This is a genomic window from Rhizobium johnstonii 3841, assembly GCF_000009265.1.
GTDB classification, from domain to species: Bacteria; Pseudomonadota; Alphaproteobacteria; order Rhizobiales; family Rhizobiaceae; genus Rhizobium; species Rhizobium acaciae.
Genome location: NC_008380.1, coordinates 1,625,900 through 1,643,731 on the forward strand (window position 1 = coordinate 1,625,900; position 17,832 = coordinate 1,643,731).

At 61.4% G+C, this 17,832-nt stretch carries 17 protein-coding genes; 8 read left to right on the top strand and 9 right to left on the bottom strand.

Translation table 11 applies throughout. The annotated features are described in order from the left end of the window. Positions 1-30 precede the first annotated feature (30 nt). The 6 genes from fabG to gmk all read left to right on the top strand — a co-directional run bounded on the left by fabG (position 31) and on the right by gmk (position 5,619). Positions 31-768 carry a 3-oxoacyl-[acyl-carrier-protein] reductase gene (gene fabG / locus RL_RS08080; protein ID WP_011651245.1) on the top strand — a complete coding sequence of 246 codons (738 nt, stop codon included), beginning with the start codon at positions 31-33 and terminating at the stop codon, positions 766-768. Between the two features lie 286 nt (positions 769-1,054). Continuing rightward, positions 1,055-1,291 carry an acyl carrier protein gene (locus RL_RS08085; RefSeq protein ID WP_003547058.1) on the top strand — a complete coding sequence of 79 codons (237 nt, stop codon included), beginning with the start codon at positions 1,055-1,057 and terminating at the stop codon, positions 1,289-1,291. A gap of 92 nt (positions 1,292-1,383) precedes the next feature. Then, on the top strand, positions 1,384-2,646 hold the full coding sequence (gene fabF, locus RL_RS08090; protein ID WP_011651246.1) for a beta-ketoacyl-ACP synthase II: 1,263 nt from the start codon (positions 1,384-1,386) through the stop codon (positions 2,644-2,646). 183 nt (positions 2,647-2,829) lie between these two features. Next, positions 2,830-4,047 (top strand): endolytic transglycosylase MltG, encoded by a 1,218-nt coding sequence (mltG, locus tag RL_RS08095; RefSeq protein ID WP_011651247.1) that lies wholly within the window; start codon positions 2,830-2,832, stop codon positions 4,045-4,047. A gap of 18 nt (positions 4,048-4,065) precedes the next feature. Then, positions 4,066-4,953, top strand: coding sequence for a YicC/YloC family endoribonuclease (locus RL_RS08100; protein WP_011651248.1), 888 nt, complete (start codon positions 4,066-4,068; stop codon positions 4,951-4,953). Between the two features lie 3 nt (positions 4,954-4,956). Beyond that, positions 4,957-5,619 carry a guanylate kinase gene (gmk, locus tag RL_RS08105; protein ID WP_003547062.1) on the top strand — a complete coding sequence of 221 codons (663 nt, stop codon included), beginning with the start codon at positions 4,957-4,959 and terminating at the stop codon, positions 5,617-5,619. A 43-nt stretch (positions 5,620-5,662) separates the two neighbouring features. Here gmk and rsmA read toward each other — a convergent pair whose 3' ends face one another. The 7 genes from rsmA to RL_RS08140 form a co-directional block, all read right to left on the bottom strand. Next, positions 5,663-6,490, bottom strand: coding sequence for a 16S rRNA (adenine(1518)-N(6)/adenine(1519)-N(6))-dimethyltransferase RsmA (gene rsmA, locus RL_RS08110; protein ID WP_011651249.1), 828 nt, complete (start codon positions 6,488-6,490; stop codon positions 5,663-5,665). After that, positions 6,490-7,518, bottom strand: coding sequence for a 4-hydroxythreonine-4-phosphate dehydrogenase PdxA (pdxA, locus tag RL_RS08115; RefSeq protein ID WP_011651250.1), 1,029 nt, complete (start codon positions 7,516-7,518; stop codon positions 6,490-6,492). The genes rsmA and pdxA overlap by 1 nt, the downstream gene beginning before the upstream one ends. A 6-nt stretch (positions 7,519-7,524) precedes the next feature. After that, positions 7,525-8,469, bottom strand: coding sequence for a peptidylprolyl isomerase (locus tag RL_RS08120; protein WP_011651251.1), 945 nt, complete (start codon positions 8,467-8,469; stop codon positions 7,525-7,527). Between the two features lie 183 nt (positions 8,470-8,652). Continuing rightward, positions 8,653-10,980: an LPS-assembly protein LptD gene (locus tag RL_RS08125; RefSeq protein WP_011651252.1), complete on the bottom strand. Its 2,328-nt coding sequence runs from the start codon at positions 10,978-10,980 to the stop codon at positions 8,653-8,655. Further along, positions 10,980-12,068, bottom strand: a complete 1,089-nt coding sequence (gene lptG / locus RL_RS08130; RefSeq protein WP_011651253.1) for an LPS export ABC transporter permease LptG — start codon at positions 12,066-12,068, stop codon at positions 10,980-10,982. Before lptG ends, RL_RS08125 begins: the two co-directional genes overlap by 1 nt. Continuing rightward, positions 12,065-13,246, bottom strand: coding sequence for an LPS export ABC transporter permease LptF (gene lptF, locus RL_RS08135; protein WP_003547077.1), 1,182 nt, complete (start codon positions 13,244-13,246; stop codon positions 12,065-12,067). The genes lptG and lptF overlap by 4 nt, the downstream gene beginning before the upstream one ends. A gap of 100 nt (positions 13,247-13,346) precedes the next feature. Next, a complete protein-coding gene (locus RL_RS08140) occupies positions 13,347-14,120 on the bottom strand; it encodes a phosphatase PAP2 family protein (RefSeq protein WP_011651254.1) in 774 nt (257 codons plus the stop codon). 145 nt (positions 14,121-14,265) lie between these two features. Between RL_RS08140 and RL_RS08145 the strand changes: the two genes are divergently transcribed. Further along, positions 14,266-15,756: a leucyl aminopeptidase gene (locus tag RL_RS08145; protein WP_011651255.1), complete on the top strand. Its 1,491-nt coding sequence runs from the start codon at positions 14,266-14,268 to the stop codon at positions 15,754-15,756. Next, positions 15,756-16,205, top strand: a complete 450-nt coding sequence (locus RL_RS08150) for a DNA polymerase III subunit chi (RefSeq protein ID WP_011651256.1) — start codon at positions 15,756-15,758, stop codon at positions 16,203-16,205. The genes RL_RS08145 and RL_RS08150 overlap by 1 nt, the downstream gene beginning before the upstream one ends. Positions 16,206-16,332: 127 nt before the next feature. Here the strand turns inward: RL_RS08150 and RL_RS08155 are convergent, their stop codons facing one another. Together RL_RS08155 and RL_RS08160 are read right to left on the bottom strand one after the other, a co-directional pair. Next, positions 16,333-16,827 (bottom strand): hypothetical protein, encoded by a 495-nt coding sequence (locus RL_RS08155; RefSeq protein WP_028741452.1) that lies wholly within the window; start codon positions 16,825-16,827, stop codon positions 16,333-16,335. Positions 16,828-16,899: 72 nt separating this feature from the next. Continuing rightward, positions 16,900-17,826 carry a Gfo/Idh/MocA family protein gene (locus RL_RS08160; protein ID WP_011651258.1) on the bottom strand — a complete coding sequence of 309 codons (927 nt, stop codon included), beginning with the start codon at positions 17,824-17,826 and terminating at the stop codon, positions 16,900-16,902. Between the last annotated feature and the right edge of the window lie 6 nt (positions 17,827-17,832).

Consider the following 17,832-nt stretch of genomic DNA (forward strand, 5'->3'; position numbering starts at 1 on the left):
TTTGGTGTCCCTGTTATAAGGAACGTTTCCATGCTCGATCTTTCCGGCCGCAAGGCTCTCGTCACAGGCGCATCGGGCGGTATCGGCGAGGAAATCGCCCGCCTTCTTCATAAGCAGGGCGCCATCGTCGGCCTGCATGGCACCCGCGTCGAGAAACTGGAAGCGCTGGCCGCCGATCTCGGCGAGCGCGTCAAGATCTTCCCGGCGAACCTTTCAGACCGCGATGAGGTCAAGGCGCTCGGCCAGAAGGCCGAGGCCGATCTCGAAGGCGTCGACATCCTCGTCAACAATGCCGGCATCACCCGCGACGGCCTGTTCGTGCGCATGAGCGACGAGGACTGGGACAGCGTCATCGAAGTGAACCTGACGGCGACCTTCCGCCTGACGCGCGAATTGACGCATCCGATGATGCGTCGCCGCTATGGCCGCATCATCAATATCACCTCGGTCGTCGGCGTCACCGGCAATCCGGGCCAGGCCAATTACTGCGCCTCCAAGGCCGGCATGATCGGCTTCACCAAGTCCCTGGCGCAGGAAATTGCCACCCGCAACGTGACGGTCAATTGCGTGGCGCCCGGTTTCATCGAAAGCGCCATGACCGGCAAGCTGAACGACAAGCAGAAGGAAGCGATCATGGGAGCGATCCCGATGAAGCGCATGGGCACAGGCGGCGAGGTCGCTTCGGCGGTCGCTTACCTTGCGTCCTCCGAGGCTGCTTATATGACGGGCCAGACGCTGCACGTAAACGGCGGCATGGCGATGATCTGAAACGACAAACTGTTGGCATGGGAATAATTCCGCCAATAGCATGTTGAGCAATCACGAACCGTTGATTTTCTGGCTTTGCGGCAGACATAAAGCATGTTAAGCGGGCCATGACTGTGAACAGTCGTCCCGAGAAAGCAGACGGACCGGCGGGCTTTTTGCAAGCCTGGGACATCTCTGAAGCCGGGTAAACGAGTTTGCCGAGGATGTCTGAAAACATCGCAGGCTGAAACAGGGTAGGGGTGCCGCGACGGCATTCCGATCAGGACATAAGGTCGAGGAAACCGACATGAGCGATATCGCAGAACGCGTAAAGAAAATTGTTATTGATCATCTTGGCGTTGATGCCGACAAGGTCGTCGAGAGCGCCAGCTTTATCGACGATCTGGGCGCTGACTCGCTCGACACGGTCGAACTGGTCATGGCTTTCGAAGAAGAATTCGGCGTTGAAATTCCTGACGACGCTGCCGACTCGATCCTCACGGTCGGCGATGCAGTGAAGTTTATTGAGAAGGCCCAGGCCTGATCCTGTGAATTTGAGAAAGGGCGGGCCTGGAGTCCGCCCTTTTCTTTTCGGCATATTTCTCCATAGAACATAAGAGACGGGGAAAGCACGCGATGAGACGTGTCGTCATCACCGGTACCGGCATGGTATCACCCTTGGGATGCGGAACCGAGGTGACGTGGTCCCGGCTGCTTGCCGGTCAGAACGGCGCCCGCCTCGTCACCGAATTCGAGGTCGACGACCTTCCCGCCAAGATCGCCTGCCGTATTCCTATCGGTGACGGCACCGACGGCACCTTCAATGTCGATCAGTGGATGGAGCCGAAGGAGCAGCGCAAGGTCGATCCCTTCATCATCTACGGCATGGCCGCCGCCGACATGGCGCTTGCCGATGCCGGCTGGCATCCTGAAACCGATGAGGACCAGATCGCCACCGGCGTGCTGATCGGCTCCGGCATCGGCGGCATCGAAGGCATCGTCGAGGCGGGTTACACCCTGCGCGACAAAGGCCCGCGCCGCATCTCCCCCTTCTTCATTCCCGGCCGCCTGATCAACCTCGTCTCCGGCCAGGTCTCGATCCGCCACAAGCTGCGCGGCCCCAACCATTCGGTCGTCACCGCCTGCTCGACGGGTGCGCATGCGATCGGCGATGCCGCGCGGCTGATCGCGCTTGGTGATGCCGACGTCATGGTCGCCGGCGGCACGGAATCGCCTGTCAGCCGCATTTCGCTTGCAGGTTTTGCCGCCTGCAAGGCGCTGTCGACCCAGCACAACGACGACCCGCAGAAGGCTTCGCGCCCCTATGACCGCGACCGCGACGGCTTCGTCATGGGCGAAGGCGCCGGCATCGTCGTGCTCGAGGAACTGGAACACGCCAAGGCGCGCGGCGCCAGGATCTACGCCGAAATCGTCGGCTACGGCCTGTCGGGCGACGCCTATCACATCACCGCGCCCTCCGAAGACGGCGAGGGCGCCGGCCGCTGCATGGCGATGGCGCTGAAGCGCGCCGGGCTGACGCCGGCCGATATCGACTACATCAATGCCCACGGTACTTCGACCATGGCCGACACGATCGAACTCGGCGCTGTCGAGCGGCTGGTCGGCAATGCGGCGTCGAAGATCTCCATGTCCTCGACCAAGTCGGCGACAGGACACCTTCTTGGTGCTGCCGGCGCGATCGAGGCGATCTTCACCACGCTCGCCATTCGCGACAATATCGCGCCGCCGACGCTCAATCTCGACAATCCCGAACGGGAGACGGCGATCGATCTTGTTCCGCACACGGCGCGTGAGCGAGACATCAATGTGGCGCTGTCCAACTCGTTCGGATTCGGCGGCACGAACGCGTCGCTCGTACTGCGCCGTTACGCGCAATAAGAGCCCTGCAAGCGGTGTAACGGGTCTCCCTTGCACCGCAAACCGGCCGTCCTCTACGTTGCGCAAGGGGGCGTGCGAAAGCATAACGACCGTCAGCGGCGTCGTTGAACGGCGGCAGAACCTGCTTTTGCCGCATTGCTTCGCGAAATAGCGAAGTGAGGGTCAAGTTTTAGAGGATTGCCGGTGAGCGATACGACGAACCAGAGCAACGATACCCAGGCGCAGAAGGGACCGATTATCCCGAAGTCGCCGAGCGAAGCCCTGCGTCCGGAACGCGTTCCGGAGCCGCCGAAGCGGTCCAAGAAAGCCCGCGGCCAGGTCGTTCTTTTCCTGAACTTCATCATGACGATGGCGGTTCTGGTCTGCGTCGTCGCCGTCATCGGCTTCTACTATGCCACATCGACCTATCGGAACCCGGGTCCGCTGCAGACCAACACCAATTTCATCGTCCGCAGCGGCGCTGGTCTGACCGAAATCGCCTCGAACCTCGAGCGCAACGCGATCATCAGCGATGCCCGCATCTTCCGTTATCTTACGGCAACGCATCTTTCTGCCGGTGAGAGCCTGAAGGCGGGTGAATACGAGATCAAGGCGAGGGCCTCCATGAGGGATATCATGGAGCTGCTGAAATCGGGCAAGTCCATTCTCTATTCCGTTTCCTTCCCCGAGGGCCTGACGGTCCGCCAGATGTTCGACCGCATGCTGCAGGATACTGTGCTGGAAGGCGACTTGCCGGCGGCACTGCCGACCGAGGGCAGCCTGCGTCCGGATACCTACAAATTCTCGCGCGGCACCAAGCGCTCGGAAATCATCGAACAGATGGCGGCTGCGCAGCAGAAGCTTGTCGATCAGATCTGGGACAAGCGCGACTCGTCGCTGCCGCTGCGATCCAAGGAGGAGTTCGTGACACTCGCCTCGATCGTCGAAAAGGAAACCGGCGTTCCCGACGAGCGAGCCCATGTCGCCTCCGTTTTCCTGAACCGGCTCGGCAAGGGCATGCGCCTGCAATCCGACCCGACGATCATCTACGGCCTCTTCGGCGGCGAGGGTAAACCGGCCGACCGGCCGATCTACCAGTCGGACCTGAAGCGGGAAACACCTTACAACACCTATGTCATCAAGGGTCTGCCGCCAACGCCGATCGCCAATCCCGGCAAGGATGCGCTGGAAGCCGTCGCCAATCCCTGGAAGACGCAGGATCTCTATTTCGTCGCCGACGGCACCGGTGGCCATGTTTTCTCTGCGACGCTCGAGGAACACAATGCCAACGTCAAGCGCTGGCGCAAGCTCGAAGCCGACAAGGGTTCGGACCCGAACATCGCAGTCGACGGTCAGCCGGAAGAGCTGCCGGCGGATAATGGCGCAACCGTCGCGCCGCCGAAGAAAAAGAAGATCAACTGAGACTTTCGGGAGGCTCGCATGGCTTTGCAGTCCATGACCGGTTTTGCGCGGCGCGAGGGAACGAGCGGCCGCTGGCGCTGGGCATGGGAACTACGCTCGGTCAACGGCAAGGGCCTCGACCTGCGCCTGCGCCTGCCGCCCGGTCTCGAACGCATGGAGGCAGAGTTCCGCCGCCTCGCCGGCGAAAGCTTCAGCCGCGGCAACCTGCAGGCATCGCTATCCGTCACCGCCGACGAGAACCGTTTCGAGGCGGTGTTGAACAGGCAAGCGCTTGCCGCCGTGCTGGCCATGCGCGAGCAGCTGGACGGTGTCATCGATCCGGCGCCGCTGAAGCTCGATACGCTGCTTCTGGTGCGCGGCATCGTCGAATTCCGCGAAAGCGAGGATGGCGAGGAGGCTCTTGCCGCCCGTGACGCCGATATCGCTGCCGGCCTGCTGGCCGCGCTTGCCGATCTGAGAGCGATGCGCGAACAGGAAGGGGCGGCGCTGGCCCGCATTCTTCACGACCACGTCACGACGATCGAAGGCCTGACACGGATGATCGAGGTCGATCCGTCGCGCTCGTCGCAGGAGATCGCCGCGCGGCTTGCCGCGCAGGTCGCCTCGTTGATGGACGGCATGGCCGCGCTCGACCGCGACAGGCTGCATGCCGAAGCCGCGCTACTGGCGACCAAGGCGGATCTGCGCGAGGAAATCGATCGTCTGAAGGCTCATATCGCTGCAGCGCGCGATCTCCTGGTGAAAGGTGGCCCCGCCGGGCGCCGGTTGGACTTCCTTGCACAGGAATTTAACCGCGAATCGAATACCATCTGCTCGAAGTCGAATGCCTCGGCGGTCACCGCCGCCGGCATCGAGCTGAAAGTCGTGATCGACCAGTTCCGCGAGCAGGTCCAGAATTTGGAGTAAGACATGAAACCGGCGAAATCCTCGCCCGTGCAGATCGCCCGCCGCGGTCTAATGCTTGTCATCTCGTCGCCATCAGGCGCCGGCAAGTCCACCATCGCGCGCACGCTGCTGGAGACCGACAGGCAAATCGGCCTTTCCGTCAGCGTCACCACGCGCCAGCGCCGTCCGAGCGAAGTCGAGGATGTGCATTACCACTTCAAGAGTGTGCGCGAGTTCGAGCGGCTGCGCGATAGCGACGCCCTGCTCGAATGGGCCGAGGTGCATGGCAATTTCTACGGCACGCCGCGTGAGCCGGTCGAGCAGGCCATGGGTGAAGGCCGCGACATGCTCTTCGACATCGATTGGCAGGGCGCCCAGCAATTGCAGGAGAAGATGTCGGCCGACGTCGTCTCCATCTTCGTGCTGCCGCCGACCATGACCGAGCTCCAGTCGCGGCTGCATCGCCGTGCGGAGGATTCCGAGGAGGTCATCCAGACGCGCCTCGCCAACAGCCGCGCCGAGATCGCTCACTGGCGCGAATACGACTATGTCATCGTCAATGACGATCTCAACGCCGCCCTCGACGCCGTCCAGTCGATCGTCAAGGCCGAACGCCTGCGCCGCGACCGCCGCCACGGCATGTTCGACTTCGTCCGCGAGTTGCTGGAAGAGACGCCGTCGCTTTAGAGTAATTTGTAGGAAAACCGCTTCGGACGTTCCTGGAATTGATCTACAGGCTGTTTGCGAGAAGGCAGAATTCCTTGACGGACAAGGTTTCCGCCCGACGCGCCGGATCGATCCCGGCCTTGACGAGCAGCCTCTCGCCGCCGAGCGGTTTCAGGCTTTGGCGCAGCATTTTGCGGCGCTGGCCGAAGGCCGCCTGCGTCACCTTTTCCAGATTGCTGACAGCGCAGGGGATCGGGTTTTCGCGGGGGGTCAGTTGCACGACCGTCGACGTCACTTTCGGCGGCGGCGTGAAGGCTTGCGGCGGCACGTCGAAGGCCATGCGTGCCTCCGTCCGCCAGCCGCAGAGCACGCCGAGACGGCCGTAATGATCGTCGTCTTCGTTGGCGACGATACGCTCGCCGACTTCCTTCTGAAACATCAGCGTCAGCGACTGCCAGAACGGCGGCCAGGCTTTCGGCAGCAGCCAGTTGACCAGCAACTGCGTGCCGACATTATAGGGCAGGTTGGCAATGATCTTGATCGGGCCTTGCGGCGCCAATGTCTCGAAATCCGTCTTCAGCGCATCGCCTTCGATCACCTCCAGCCGGCCGGGATAATGATCGGCGATCTCGGCAAGCGCCGGCAGGCAGCGTGTATCCCGCTCGATGGCGATAACTTTCCTGGCGCCGAGCGCCAGGATCGCGCGCGTCAGCCCGCCGGGGCCGGGGCCGACCTCGAAAACGGTCGCATCTTCGAGTGCCCCCGCCGTGCGGGCGATCTTCTGCGTGAGGTTGAGGTCGAGCAGGAAATTCTGCCCGAGCGCCTTGCGTGCATCGAGGCCGTGGCGCTGGATGACGTCGCGAAGTGGCGGCAGACCATCGAGTGCTGCCATCAGCGGCGGCTTTCCGCGCTGCGGCCGAGCTGGGCGGCGAGCTTCAGCGCCGCAACGAGGCTGTGCTCGCGCGCCAGTCCCTTCCCGGCAATGCCGAAAGCGGTGCCGTGATCCGGCGAGGTGCGCACGAAGGGAAGCCCGAGTGTCACGTTGACGCTGTCGTCGAAACCAAGTGCCTTGGCCGGGATCAGCGCCTGATCGTGATACATGCAGATGGCAACGTCGTATCGCGCCCGCGCCTCGTCATGGAACATCGTATCGGCGGGCAGGGGGCCGATCGCATCGATTCCCTCGTCGCGCAGGCCCTCGATCGCCGGACGGATGACGTCCTCGTCCTCCGTGCCGATCGCCCCGCCTTCGCCTGCATGCGGGTTGAGGCCGGCAACGGCGAGCCGCGGCGCCTCGATGCCGAAGCGCTGCCTCAGATCTTCATGGGCGATCCTGCAGGTTTCCGTGATCAGTTCGCCCGTCAGCGCCTGCGGCACATCGCGGACCGGAATGTGGATGGTGACGGGAATGGCCCGGAGCTTCGGTCCGGACAGCATCATTACCGGTGTTACCGGCCGGCCGATCGCCCTGGCGGCGAGATCGGCGAGAAATTCGGTATGGCCGGGAAATCGGAAACCCGCCTCGTAAAGCACGGCCTTGGCGATCGGATTGGTGACGACTGCGAGCGCCTCGCCGTCAATGACAAGCGACACGGCTTTCTCGATCGACGCGATCGTGCCTTTCGCCGTTGCCGCATGCGGTTCGCCGGCCACGACCTCGATACCAACAGGTATGGTCATGACGGGCAGAGCATCGGCAAATATGCTGGCGGCCTTGCTGGCTTCATCGGTCTCGCGGATCGAGACCGCCAGATTGAGCTGGCGGGCTCTCAATGCCAGAACATCGGGGTCGCCGATCAGGAAGAAAGGCGGCAGCCCGAGTTCACGCCGCCGGAGCCAAGCCATCAGAGTAATATCCGGCCCGATGCCGGCGGGGTCGCCTTGGCTCAGCGCAAGCGGTCGCGAAAACGGTATTGCCATTGTCGGTCAGCGATAGGCGATCTGCGCCTTTTTGCGCAGTTCATCCAGGTATTTCTTGCTGTTTTCGTTTTCCGGGCTGGCATCCTTGCCGGCCTTGGACTTGTCGAGATCTTCCTGGCGGAAGACCATTTCGGCGGCCTGGTCGTCTGAAACCTGGCGCTGGCTGCAGATTGCCAGATATTCGACGCCCTTGTCGGTGACGCGGGTCCCTGTCGTGTTGCCCTTGGCCTGCTCGACCAGCGGCTTCCAATCCGGCGGGATCTCGGGGGCGAGCAGGCGGCCGAGATCGCGCACGGAAACGTCGCGCATCGTCGCGGCAAACACCTTTGCCTGATCGCAGCCGGGAAATTTGGAGCGCGACGCCTCGGCCTCGCCCTTGCGCTTGCCTGTGATGGCGCCGCGCTTGGCTTGCGGAATGACAAAGATGATCTGCTGCAGCATATATTCCGTCGTCACCGGCTTCTGCTTGTTGTTCTGCATCATGCGCGAGACGAGATCATAGTTCGACAGCCGTGAGGTCGAGCCGTAGCGGGCGTTGACGACACGCGGCCAGCTCATCTGCACGGCGATGAAACCCTTGAAATGATCGACGCCGACGCCGGCGCGATCGAGGATCTGCGACATCTGCTCGGGGGAAAGCTTGTTGCCGCTCGAAAAGCGCGCGAAGGACGCATCGACGTCCTGCTGCGAAACCGACATACGGACGCGGGCGACTTCCTGCCGCTTGAGCGCCTCGTCGATCAGTTGCTCCTCGGCGGTCTTGGCATCGGCCTTCGTATGCTGCAGGCGCAGGAAGGCCTGGCGCTTGGCGACGTCGCCGCTGGTTATGGCGGTGCCGTTCACCACGGCCTTGACTTCACTGGCTGCAAGCGCTGGAGCGGCAAGGCCTGTCAGCAATGCAAGCGCTGCCCCGGCGAGGAACTTGGTTATGGCATTTTTCGCGTCAATCATCTGTTGACCTCCCGATAGCGCCGCGAGACTTGTTCGCGGCGTTCTTACCACAGTGCGAGACACGCTGAAATCGCTTCCATCACGGCGCGAAACCCCTATGCCTCAGATACCGACTGGCGGCAATGTCCTGCACAGGCTTACGGCGAAAGAATGGCTTCAGGCCATGTTTGCGCCGATCGCCCGTCATTCGAGGGTGTCGGAACCGATCTTGATGTCGCCGAGCGTGCGGAAGGTCAACCGTGCGCCGATCGTCCAGTCGCTTCCCGACTCGTCGTCGGAATCTCTGCTGTCCGTATAGGCGATCGTGAAGATCGTGCATTCGTCCTCATAAGAGAGGCCGATCGTCCGCCGACTGATCACATCATTGTTCAGATCCCAGGCAATGCCGCCGAAAATCGACCAGTAATCCTTGAACTTGACGGTGCTGTTGGTCTGGATCTCGTCATTGTCCTCGGCGAAGCCATATGCCGGCTGGGCGCTGAGATGAGTGTAGGTCAGCTGCGTCGAGAAGGTGTCGTTCTGGTAGGCCGTCGTCAGGTCGCCGCGGCGGAATTCGAAATCTTTTTCGTCGAGCCGGTAGGAGGCTGCGACGGAAACGCCGTAGGGTGTTTCGACGCCGCCAAGGCCGACATAATCGGAGCGGTCGGTTTCAAGGCCCGAATCCGCGCCGACATTAACGAGGTCATCGGTCGCAAACGAGTTCTGGCCGGCGATCTGATAGGATTGGCCGAAAATGCCGTGCAGCTTGTAACCGCTGTCGAATGTACCGGTGTACTGGAAGCCGACATTGGCGCGGGTACCGCCTTCGACCCGGTCGTAGCCCGAGAACTTGTCGCGGTCGAACAGCGAGGTCGCGTCGAAGACGAAGCTTTGCGCATCCTCGTTCGGCAGGCGGCCTGCCAGCTGCTCGTCGGGGCGGGCATAGATCTGTGCGATCGGCTCGAGGATATGGGTGCTATTGTCCGTCGTCATCAGGATCGGATAACGCATCTCCAGTCCGGCTGTGAACATCGAGCGGGTAGCAGAATTACCGTCGACGTAGTTGCCGGTGTAGCCCGTGGGGTCATCCATGTTCAGCGCGAAGGCATCGCCGCGCGCGGCCAGTAACGGTGTGATCACCAGACCGGTCGGCGTGACGTAGGTGCGCTTCCACTGCAGCTCGGCAGTCAGACGCGAAGTCTGGCCTTTCAGGCCGCGGAAACGGTCGAAGCCGTCGACGGTATAGAAGTCGTCATGTGTGCGCGAAATATTCGTCAGGTTGACATCCGCCGAAAGCTCGCCGCCGGCAAGCGGCTGCGGCGCCACATAGTGATAGTCGAGCGACGGATAGACGATCGCCTGCTGCTTTTCGGCGGTATTCGTCCGATCGGCATCCTGGACGTCGAAATAGAACGCCCGCATGTCGAAATAATTGCGTTTCCCGAGCCCCGTCAGGTAGATCTGGTTGGTACGATCCGTACCGGTCAGGCCCCGCAGCTTGTACGTTTTCGAGAAATTGTTGTCGCTCTGCGTCATGACGTCCCAGCCGAACGTCCAGCGCGGATTGATGCGGAAGTCAGCCTTGGAGGCCACCATGCCACGTTGCTCGGCTTCGGCATCGCTGGTCCCGGAGCTGAAGTTGCCCGGTTTTGCCTGGTCGATGCCGGCGACGCGCAGAATATGCGTGCCATTTTCGAAGCGTTGACGAAATTCGCCTTCGATGAGGAAGCCCTGGGCGGTGTAGCCGGTGGCGGTGACCGTCGCGTCCATGCTCGGCGAGATCACATAGTAATAAGGAACGGAAAGACCGAAGCCCAGATTCTGAGACAGGCTCATCGTCGGAAACAGAAAGCCGGACTTGCGTTTCACCGTATTGTCGGGAACTTCGATGAACGGCAGGAAGGCGATCGGATGGCCGAGCAGCTCGAAGCGCGTTCTCTCCAGACGGATCGTATGCGTCTCGCCATTCTGGATCACCCGCTGGGCCTTGACCTGCCAGAAGGGGGCGCGCTTCGGATCTTCGGCGCAGGGAAGGCAGGCCGTGTAGACGCCCTTGTTGAGAATCATCATCGTGCCGCCGACGCGCTCGCCGCTTTCGGCGACGATGCGGGTATTGTCGGCGGTCTCGATGCGCAACGAGTTCAGGAACCCGTCGGCAAAATTGTCGGTCACATCAAGGTTGTCGGCATAGATACGGTTGCCGTCCGGGCTGACCAACTCGACATTGCCAAGCGCCATCATCCGGCCAGTCTTCTGATTGTACTCGACCTTCTGCGCGACCATTTTATAGCCGCCATAGTTGATCTGCACGCCGCCGACCGCCGACACCAGATCGGCGTCACGGTTATAGACCAGTTCATTGGCCGAAAGCAGGAGCTTGGCTCCTTCCGGAATGTTCTTCCCGATATCTTGAGCGGACGTGTTGGCCTGGCCGTAGGAGGCTGGGACACTGCCGAAATAGGAACATAGAGTCGCACCGACAAGCAGGGCAACCAACTGATTACTAAAATACTTGCGGTCGCCTGCCGCCACTAGCCGTCCTCCTGATGAAGCAGAATAGTCGCACCCAAGGCCAGCGCGACGACCACCGGTATCCACGTCGCCACGAAGGGGGGCACGACTCCACTGCTTCCGAATGCCTTTACAAGCACGGTGATGACATAAAGCATGAAGCCCGAAAGGATGCCACCCAGAATCACGGAGCGGGATTGGTTGAACCGGCTAAATTTTAGGGACACTGTTGCGGCTATGAAAGTCATGGCCACCAGCAGCAATGGCTGGGACAACAGGGAGTTGAATTGCGTCTCCAGCGCCTTGGTCGAGATGCCGAAGGATTTGGCCGCCGCAATCCGGTTGGAAAGGTCAAAGAAACCAATTGTTTCCGGCGCTGTCAGCCGCTCCTGAACGAAGTCCTGTTTCAGATTGGTGCGAAGTTGAACCGAAGCTTTACGCACGGGGATTTCGCCAGGCTTGCGCTCGACAACGGTGTTAAGTTGCCAGTAACCATCTTCCAATTTTGCCGTGGCGGCGTCCTGTCTCAGAATGACCTGACCGCTTGAATCGAAATGGATCAGCACCGCGTCGATCAGCTTGGTTCCGTTCTCCTGGACCGTCTGGGCGCCGATGATGACATCGTCCCGGCCACTGATCTGGCGCAGCCACGGAATCTGCGGCGCCTTGCGCAGAACCGCGTTCTCGCCGCGCCAGTCGGACTCGACCAGCAGCGCCTGGCGCTGTCCCCAGGCGGCAAGCGGGTTGAGCGCCGCCATTGTCAGCAGGCCGAGCGCCAGCGAGCCGGCGATGAAGGGGAACATGAACTGCCAGACCGAAATGCCGGCGGCGCGCGTGACGACGAGTTCATATTTGCGGTTGAGGCCGATCAGCACCGTCATGCCGACGAACAGCGCGATGAACGGCACCGTCTGCTGCAGGATGAGCGGCAGGCGCACGGCGGTCATCAGGACGCCGCCGCCGATCGTGTAGCCGGGAAGGCCGGACATGCGGCCCGCCGTCTCGCTGAAATCGAGGAGGAAAGAAATCGCCGAGACGCCGATCAGGAACCAGCCCGTCGTCACCAGATAGCGGCGAAAGAAATAGCGCGACAATGTCCCGAACATCATTGGGCAGTGCCCCCGCCGATCCTGCCGGTTGCGGCAAGCAGCCTTTCCTGCATCCGCCTCCAGAAAGACGAAATCCGGTCCCGGATGAAAGAAGGCATGACCAGTCGCTTGTGCAGGCCGAGGAAGACGATAGAGACGATGCTGCTGACGATCGGGATGGCGTAGAGGACGGCGATATATTCAGGATCGGTATCGATCTGATTGGCCGCGTAGAAGGCCGCCCATCGCATCGCAAAGGCATAAGCGAGGGCGCTCACCATCGGATGCAGCCGCGCTTCACGGTGCGAGCGCGCATCGCCGGCGATCGCCAGTGAAAACAGGGCAAAGACGACAGGCAGGATCCAGTCGGTCAGCCGCCGATGCAGTTCGGCGCGGTAGCTTTGCGGCCGGATCGTATAGTCCTTGTCGGCCGGATCCGGATTGAACAGGAACCACAGGTCACGGTCGCTGGCGCGCAGCGTCGCCTGACCGCGACTCTCCGTCATGTCCGAGAGATCGAAGGAATAGGAATCGAAATTGATGACCGAGACGTTGCCGTCGGGCGTTTTGCGGTGCACTTCGCCTTGATGCATGATCAGCGTCGTGCCCGTGTCGTCGACGGCGCCTTCCTTCGCATAATAGATCAGTTCGTAGGCCGGGTCGCGCTCGTCGGCGACGAAAAGGCCCTTCAGCATGCGGCCCGCCATCCGCTGCGAGATCTGTACATAGAGGCCTTCATCGAGCTTGCGGAAGGTTTTTTCTTCGATCACCGAAGAGAGGAGGTCAGCATAGGTCTCGGCGATCATCTGGCGCACGACGGTCTTTGCGCGCGGCTCGACGACGTTGTCGACGAAGAAGGAAAAGACGCTGATGACGGCGGCAAGCAGCAGGATCGGGCGGATCAGCACGCTGCGCCGCGCCCCGGCAGCGTCGATGACGGTGAGCTCGGAATCATTGTTCATCGTCGTCAGCGTCTGGGTGATCGCGATAACGAGAGCGAAGGGCAGCACGACAGGAATGATCGACGGCAGAATCATCGTCGCCAGCTTGGCGAACGAGCCGATCGACTGGCCGCTGTCGGTGACCAGATTGATGCGCTGCAGAACCTGAGTCGTCCAAATGATCGCCAGAACGGGCAGGAGCGCCACGAGAAACATCTGGCCGACGCGCCGCAATATGTATGTCTCGAGTAATTTCATGCCTGCCCTTGAAAGCACCTGCACGCCCAAACGGCTTTGCAGGAGAATCCCTCTACGCTCTTTGTCGCGCTTTTGCGACAAGCTGGTGTCAAAAATTCATTCAAATTTCAGAATTTTTTTGATGCTGTTGCGACTCAGTTAACGCCAGCAATGCGGCGAAGACGACAAGCGACGAAAGCCATCCAAGAACGACGTCGGAAAGGTAGTGCGCGCCGAAGGATAGCCGCATCGCCGGGGTGAGGATCGAGATCGCCGCCAGGGGCGCCGCCACCGCATAACGCAGGGATTTCGGAACGAAGAGCAGGAGGCAGAAGAGCCAGCCGGCACTCGCTGCCTCGCCGGAGACGAACGAGCAGTTCGAAACGCATTTTCCGGCGAGCGAACCTGCCTCGGCGAAATGCAGCGCACCGCCGAAAATGTCCGTCTGTATCGGCCGCGGCCGGCCCCAATGTTCCTTCAGGACGACATTGACGAGCAGCACCGGCCCGATCAGCAGCGTTCCGAGCGCAACTTTGAGCTTTTGCGCGCGCTCGGCGTTGAAGGTCGCGCCATGCTGCTGGTAGCATTCGACGAGTTTCCACACCATCACGATCGCCACCACATAGGGCAGGCGGAAGAAGACGGTGCGCAGTAGGTCGAAGGCCGCGACGTCGCGATAGGGAAAGCCGCCGCAGATGTTCCCGGCAGCAGCAGTCGCGTCGCAATCTGCGCCCACGAAAAAAAGCTGGGAAAAATAGATGTCTATTCCGGGAAAGGCGCGGAAGACGGCAAGCAGCGCCCACCACATCCAAAACAGCAGCATGAATGCGCCGAAAGTCGTTTTCGGCAGGCGGATTGCCAAGCCCCGCCATCGATTTTTCGAAAAAACTGTCAACGCGAATATCTACGAAACTGACGAAAACATGTGGGCCGTGATGGCCGTGGGCGACCATAACAATTGTCGCAAGCCATTGACAGACCCGCCAAACGCGAAATTATCCGCGAGGGACGGATTTCAAAGAATCCCCAGCGGAGAAGACATGTCAATAAAGTTGGAAATTTCATTCTCGAAGTCGGCAAAGCTCAATGGCGGCCTGGCGATCCTGTTGAAGACCGCGGAGGCCGACAGCGCTGCCGGCGCTGAAACAGTCGACCCGGCAGGTGTGATCGTCAAGGCTGCCAGGATCGCCCGATACTCCGCAAAATCCATGAACGGCCTCGATATTGTTGTGCCCGAAGGCGCGCCCGTCGACCGCATCGTCGTCATCGGGCTTGGCAAGGCCGCCGAACTCACCGCCCATGATTGGTTGAAGGCCGGCGGTGCCGCAGCATCGAGAATCAAGAATACCGATAAGGCCGCTGTCTTCATCGACGTGCCCGGGCTTACGACGAGCCCGCGGGCTGCCGCCGATTTCGCGCTCGGCATGCTGCTGCGCGCCTATAGCTTCGATACCTACAAGACGAAGAAGGGCGACGAGGAGGAAAAACCGGCAAAGTCCGTCAAGGTGACGATTGTAACCGCCGATCCGGCTGGTGCAAAGAAGGCGTTTTCCGATTCCGAAGCGATTGCCGGCGGCGTCAATCTTGCCCGTGACCTCGTCAACGAACCGCCGAACGTGCTCGGCCCCGTCGAGTTCGCCGCCAAGGCGAAGGAGCTGGAAAAGCTCGGCGTCGAAGTGGAAATCCTGACGGAGCGGGAGATGCGCCGCCTCGGCATGGGCGCCCTTCTCGGCGTCGCCCAGGGCTCCGTGCGCCCGCCGCGCCTGGCGGTCATGCAGTGGAAGGGCGGCAAGGGCAAGGATCGTCCCGTCGCCTTCATCGGCAAGGGTGTCGTCTTCGATACCGGCGGCATTTCGATCAAGCCGGCCGCCGGCATGGAGGACATGAAGGGTGATATGGGCGGTGCGGCCGCCGTCACCGGCCTCATGCATGTGCTCGCCTCCCGCAAGGCCGCCGTCAACGCCGTCGGTATCATCGGCCTGGTCGAGAATATGCCTGACGGTAACGCCCAGCGGCCGGGCGACATCGTCACCTCGATGTCCGGCCAGACGATCGAGGTGATCAACACCGATGCCGAGGGCCGCCTCGTGCTCTGCGATGCGCTCTGGTACTGCAACGACCGCTTCAAGCCGCAGTTCATGATCAATCTTGCCACGCTGACCGGGGCGATCATTGTGGCGCTCGGCAACGTGCATGCCGGCCTGTTCTCCAATGACGACCAGCTCTCCGCTCAACTGACGGCAGCCGGTCTATCGAGCAACGAAAAACTCTGGCGCATGCCGCTCGGCAGGGATTACGACAAGCTGATCGACAGCAAATTCGCCGATATGAAGAATACCGGTGGCCGACAGGCCGGCTCGATCACGGCCGCGCATTTCCTCAAGCGCTTCGTGCAGGACACGCCTTGGGCGCATCTCGATATTGCCGGCACGGCGATGGGCTCGCCGCAGGACGAGATCAATCAATCCTGGGGTTCCGGCTTCGGCGTGCGCCTGCTCGACGAACTCGTTCGCGCGCATTATGAATCCTGATGACGGACGTTCTCTTCTATCATCTGACCGAATCCAGGCTGGAGGACGCGCTTCCGCCGCTCATCGACAAAAGCGTCGAGCGCGGCTGGCGCGTTGCCGTCCAGACGCGCGAGCCGGCGCGGCGTGATGCTCTCGATCAGCATCTTTGGACTTTCCGGGAGGAGAGCTTCCTGCCGCACGGCACCGACGAGGCGGATTTCGCCGAAAGCCAGCCGGTGCTTTTGACCGTGACGCCGGACAACGCCAATGCGGCGACCGTGCGTTTCATCGTCGACGGCGCCGAGCCGCCGCCGGCCGATGCCTATGAGCGCATCGTCTTCATGTTCGACGGTCACGACCAGGAGCAACTGGACACCGCCCGTGCGCAGTGGAAGAAGCTGAAAGGGGAGGGACATAACCTCACCTATTGGCAGCAGACACCGGAAGGGCGATGGGAGAAGAAGGCCTGAGAGTTTCGCCACGACGCTACAGCGCCGCGCGTCTTTTCGAGAGCGGCAAAGGAGGCTGTAACACTTTGAATTGCTGCATGAAGCCGTCCAGCTTCGCTCTCCCGACCAGGGAACGCCGCTACCGTTTCTAACCTTTGTCCTCGTCGAGGTTCGTCAGGATATTGAGAGGCACGATCCCGCCAGCACTTTCCGACGCGTCGAGCGCCTCGACTGCCAAAACATGCTTTCCATTCGGACTGACAAAAGCGAATGCCCACGCCTTATCGGCAAAGGTGCTGACCGGCATTTCCGCCCAGCCGGCTTGATGGACAAGGCGTTCGGCATAATAAGCCTTGATGGTCTGCGGCTCGGTGGTGCTGGCGAGATTGCGCGCCAGGATACGCATGGACTTCTCTCCGAACCGCCCTTCCAGTTGGCCCAGCACCTTGCGGGTGGCCTGCCAATCCTGGGCCTGGGTCGCCGATCCGAAGGAATATTCCTCTGATCGGGAAACGCCCGGTGCATCGGGCGGCATGACGGCCTCTTCGCCCGAACATGCCGCAAGGCCGAGAAGCGGCACCACAAGGATGCCAATCTTCAACACGCGGAAAAATCGGTCCTTGCGGCCAATTTTGTTGCTCATGAGCGGCTGCCCCCGAACCCGATTGCCATAGGCCGGCAAATCTTGCCGGTTTCTATGACGTTATTGCGACGCTCAGTCGTGGAAGGCGTCGACGAATTTCCGCTTGCCGAGCATGAAGGCATCGGCGACGTGGCGCAGCGGCGCGAGATCGACATCCGATTTGCCGGCCTTGATGATTTCGGCAAAGCGACGGTAGAGCGAGGGATATTCCTGCTCCGGCTCGGAGAATCTCAGCGCGCCGTCGATCAAAAGCTTGGCGCCGCCCTCGGCGAGCACCATCTGGCCGGCTGCCGTCTCCGCGACGATGTCCCAGCTCTGCTTGCCGGTCTGTCGCCAGTCGAATTCGGCGTGAACCGGCAGGCCGTCCGCATTGCGGAAGCGAATGTCGGCCGCGATCGGCGCATCGCGATTCTCGGGAAATTCGAGCACGGCCTCGGTGATGAAGATCGGCCGCGGCAGGATATGGGTGACGATCGACAGCGCGTTGATGCCGGGATCGAAAACGCCGAGGCCGCCGGCCTGCCAGATCCATTCCTGGTTCGGATGCCAATGGCGGACATCCTCCTTCCAGATCACATGCACGCTTTTGATCGTCGTCGAGGCAAGAAACGCCTTGGCCGCCTCGACGCCAGGTGCATAGCGCGAATGCCAGCTGGCAAAGAGCGACGCACCCTGCTTGTTCGCCAGCGCTTCGAGGTCGGCCACTTCGCTGAGCGTCGCGCCGGGCGGCTTTTCCAGGAAGACGTGCTTGCCGGCGACGAGCGCCTTATAGGCCGCCTCGTAGCGATATTGCGGCGGCATGCAGAGCGAAACCGCATCGATCGAGGGCTCGGCGTCGAGCATCGCTTCGATCGTCGTATAACTCTTGACGCCTTCGACCGTACCGTGGCGGCTTGCCGTGGCGACGAGTTCGAAATCCGGGTTCTTGGCGACGGAGGGAAGGTGCTGGTCGCGGACAATTTTGCCGACGCCAACGATGGCGAGGTTGATGGGGGACATGGTGTT